The following is a 2,647-nucleotide window of genomic DNA, read 5'->3' on the forward strand; positions in this document are numbered from 1 at the left end:
GACTATGACCAGGAGTTATACAAAGCACGGCATCTAATTGAGAACTTCTTTGCCAAGCTTAAGCAGTATCGAGCGATTGCTACCCGCTACGATAAGCTCGCAGAAACCTTTCTTAGTGCAATCTACATGGCGGCTGTCGTGATTTGGCTTAATTGATGACACGCCCTAGGCCGATGCTCAATTCCCAGCGCTAAAAATTCAGGCAGGCAATAAAAGCTCTGCCGTAAATTTGAGCTAGAACGTATTACAGAGGTTATATGAATTTTTTATATGAAATTTGTAGAGTTTGTTCCTAAGGGTGGGTGCTAAGCCTATGACGCCCACCGGTCGAGTTGCGCAGATCAATGTTTCGTCCGGAGGGGTGCCGAAGCTGCCGGTGCCCGTTGGTGAGGTGACTATAGCTGGGTTAACGGGCGATCGCCAGCGCAATCTCAAGTTCCACGGCGGCTGCGATCGTGCCCTCTGCCTCTGGTCTTTGGAGGTCATTGAGCTGCTCCAGCAGGAGGGGCATCCGATCGCACCCGGCAGCGTCGGCGAAAACCTCACCCTGGCCGGATTAGACTGGGCCAGCCTGGCTCCAGGCGCTCAGCTCTACCTAGGCGACCAAGTGCAGCTTCAAATTACTGACTACGCCATCCCTTGTCGCACCATCATGAGATGGTTTAGCGATCGCCGCTTTAGCCGCATCAGCCAGAAGCACCACCCTGGCAGCAGTCGGCTGTACGCGCGCGTGCTTCAGGGAGGATGGGTGAAGCCAGGCGATCGCGCCCTAGTAGAGGCAAAGGGCGAGTAACCTGAGGCCGCGAACCAGCTTTCCCTTTACAATCGTCAAAGAAGCACTATGATTTGGGGTAGGCGGGGTGCTATGCAAGCCCTGCGCCTACCCCTTGGGTTTCACAGTTAGGTGAGTGGGAAAATTGCCATGACAATGCCAGCGCTATCAAACGATTTTTTATTGGCGGCGGCAGCGTACGCCGGCGTTGCTGGGGCCTACCTGGTGGTAATTCCTCTGGCGCTAATTTTCTACGCGCGGCAGCGCTGGTATATCGCAGGGTCGATCGAACGCACGCTGCTGTATGGGCTGGTCTTTGTCTTTTTCCCCGGCATGCTGCTGTTTAGCCCCTTCTTAAATTTTCGTCCTCAGCCCCGTAACCTCAAGGCTTAGGGGGTTATGCGACGGATTGACGTAATCGCCATTGGCATTGGCATATTCTTGGCCGGGGGCGGGCTGTTCCTGGGCTTCCGACTGTTTGGCCTAGACGGCATCAACGCCGGCATTTGGAGCCAGGTGGTAATGGTGGGAGGTCTGGTGGCCTGGCTGGCCAGCTACCTGCTGCGGGTGGTCACCCACAACATGACCCTCAACCAGCAGATGGAAGACTACGAGTCGGCGGTATTACAGCAACGCCTTGACGAACTCAGCCCTGAGCAACTGGCCGCCCTGCAAGAAAAGCTGGATCAGGAGCAGGCGAAGTAGAGGGTCCGAGGTCTGCCATCGCTACAGGAAAATCCTTGAGCCCTAAAGCCTTCAGCTCTAGAGCATAGACGTGGTGCCCCTCTTGCCCTAGAGTGCTGTATTGGGCAAATTGTTTGCCTCAGCCCTTTGGCCAATTTCTCTAGACTAAGGCTTCGGTACCCTGCCATGGCTCTTGTTTCCGATCGCTTCCGTGACCTGCGAGCGCAGGGCAAATGCGCCCTGATTCCCTTTATTACCGCTGGCGATCCTGACCTCGGCACTACTGCTGCGGCACTGCGGGTGCTCGACCAAAATGGCGCTGACTTCATTGAATTGGGGGTGCCCTACTCCGACCCCCTAGCGGACGGGCCGGTGATTCAGGCGGCGGCCACCCGCGCCCTGGGCCATGGGGTTACCCTCGACGCCGTCCTTGGCATGGTGAAAGCGCTGCAGCCGCCGTTGCAGGCACCGCTAATTTTGTTTACCTACTACAACCCCATCCTCAACCGGGGCATTGACCAGTTTATGGCCGATCTGGCGGCGGCCGGGGTCGCTGGTTTGGTGGTGCCCGATCTACCCCTCGAAGAGGTCGATGCGCTGCTGTCTGGGGCCGCTGCCGCCAATATTGATGTCACACTGCTGGTGGCCCCAACCTCGCCACCCGATCGCATTCAGGCGATCGCCGCCCAGGCCCAGGGGTTTGTCTACCTGGTCAGTGTTACCGGAGTCACCGGCATCCGCAGTGAGCTGCAAAGCCGTGTCAAAGACCTAATTGACAGCCTCAAACAATCCACCGACAAGCCAGTGGGCGTGGGCTTCGGTGTCTCAGACCCCGACCAGGCCCAGCAACTCAAAGCCTGGGGAGCCGATGGCGTGATTGTGGGCAGTGCCTTTGTCAAACGACTGGCCGCCGACACCCCCGAGGTCGCCCTGCAAACCATTGCCGACTTTTGCCAAAGCCTCAAGGCTGCTCTGGCCTAGAATTTTTGCTGCAACTGGGAGGCAGGGCATTGGGGGTGAAAGGTGTAAGGTGTAAAGGTTTAGGAGTTAAGGCATAGACTCCGGCCTTAGACCCTAGGGGTAGTGTTCTAGACCTGTGTATGGGTTGTTATATAGGTCGCCCAAATTCATAGCGGTTGATGAACAGTCCAATCACGGTGTCATGCATCAAGACAGATTTAGAGAAGCAAA

At 56.5% G+C, this 2,647-nt stretch carries 5 protein-coding genes; all 5 read left to right on the forward strand.

Translation table 11 applies throughout. The annotated features are described in order from the left end of the window. A partial coding sequence (locus H6F57_RS25425) for a transposase (protein ID WP_190507635.1) occupies nucleotides 1-156 on the forward strand: 156 nt, incomplete at its 5' end. Nucleotides 157-313: 157 nt separating this feature from the next. Beyond that, nucleotides 314-793, forward strand: coding sequence for an MOSC domain-containing protein (locus tag H6F57_RS25430; protein ID WP_190631507.1), 480 nt, complete (start codon nucleotides 314-316; stop codon nucleotides 791-793). Nucleotides 794-922: 129 nt separating this feature from the next. Further along, nucleotides 923-1,165: an NAD(P)H-quinone oxidoreductase subunit L gene (gene ndhL / locus H6F57_RS25435; protein WP_190631509.1), complete on the forward strand. Its 243-nt coding sequence runs from the start codon at nucleotides 923-925 to the stop codon at nucleotides 1,163-1,165. A 6-nt stretch (nucleotides 1,166-1,171) separates the two neighbouring features. Further along, nucleotides 1,172-1,477: a DUF3007 family protein gene (locus tag H6F57_RS25440; protein WP_190631512.1), complete on the forward strand. Its 306-nt coding sequence runs from the start codon at nucleotides 1,172-1,174 to the stop codon at nucleotides 1,475-1,477. A 165-nt stretch (nucleotides 1,478-1,642) separates the two neighbouring features. After that, a complete protein-coding gene (gene trpA, locus H6F57_RS25445; protein ID WP_190631514.1) occupies nucleotides 1,643-2,437 on the forward strand; it encodes a tryptophan synthase subunit alpha in 795 nt (264 codons plus the stop codon). Nucleotides 2,438-2,647 lie beyond the last annotated feature (210 nt).

This window comes from Leptolyngbya sp. FACHB-60 (assembly GCF_014695775.1).
Taxonomy (GTDB): Bacteria; Cyanobacteriota; Cyanobacteriia; order Phormidesmidales; family Phormidesmidaceae; genus Nodosilinea.

What these genes read in the sequence shown, in the direction of transcription:
- H6F57_RS25430 (WP_190631507.1), top strand. Translation starts at nt 314, where the DNA reads ATGACGCCCACCGGTCGAGTTGCGCAGATCAATGTTTCGTCCGGAGGG.
- H6F57_RS25440 (WP_190631512.1), top strand. Translation starts at nt 1,172, where the DNA reads ATGCGACGGATTGACGTAATCGCCATTGGCATTGGCATATTCTTGGCC.
- trpA (WP_190631514.1), top strand. Translation starts at nt 1,643, where the DNA reads ATGGCTCTTGTTTCCGATCGCTTCCGTGACCTGCGAGCGCAGGGCAAA.
- ndhL (WP_190631509.1), top strand. Translation starts at nt 923, where the DNA reads ATGACAATGCCAGCGCTATCAAACGATTTTTTATTGGCGGCGGCAGCG.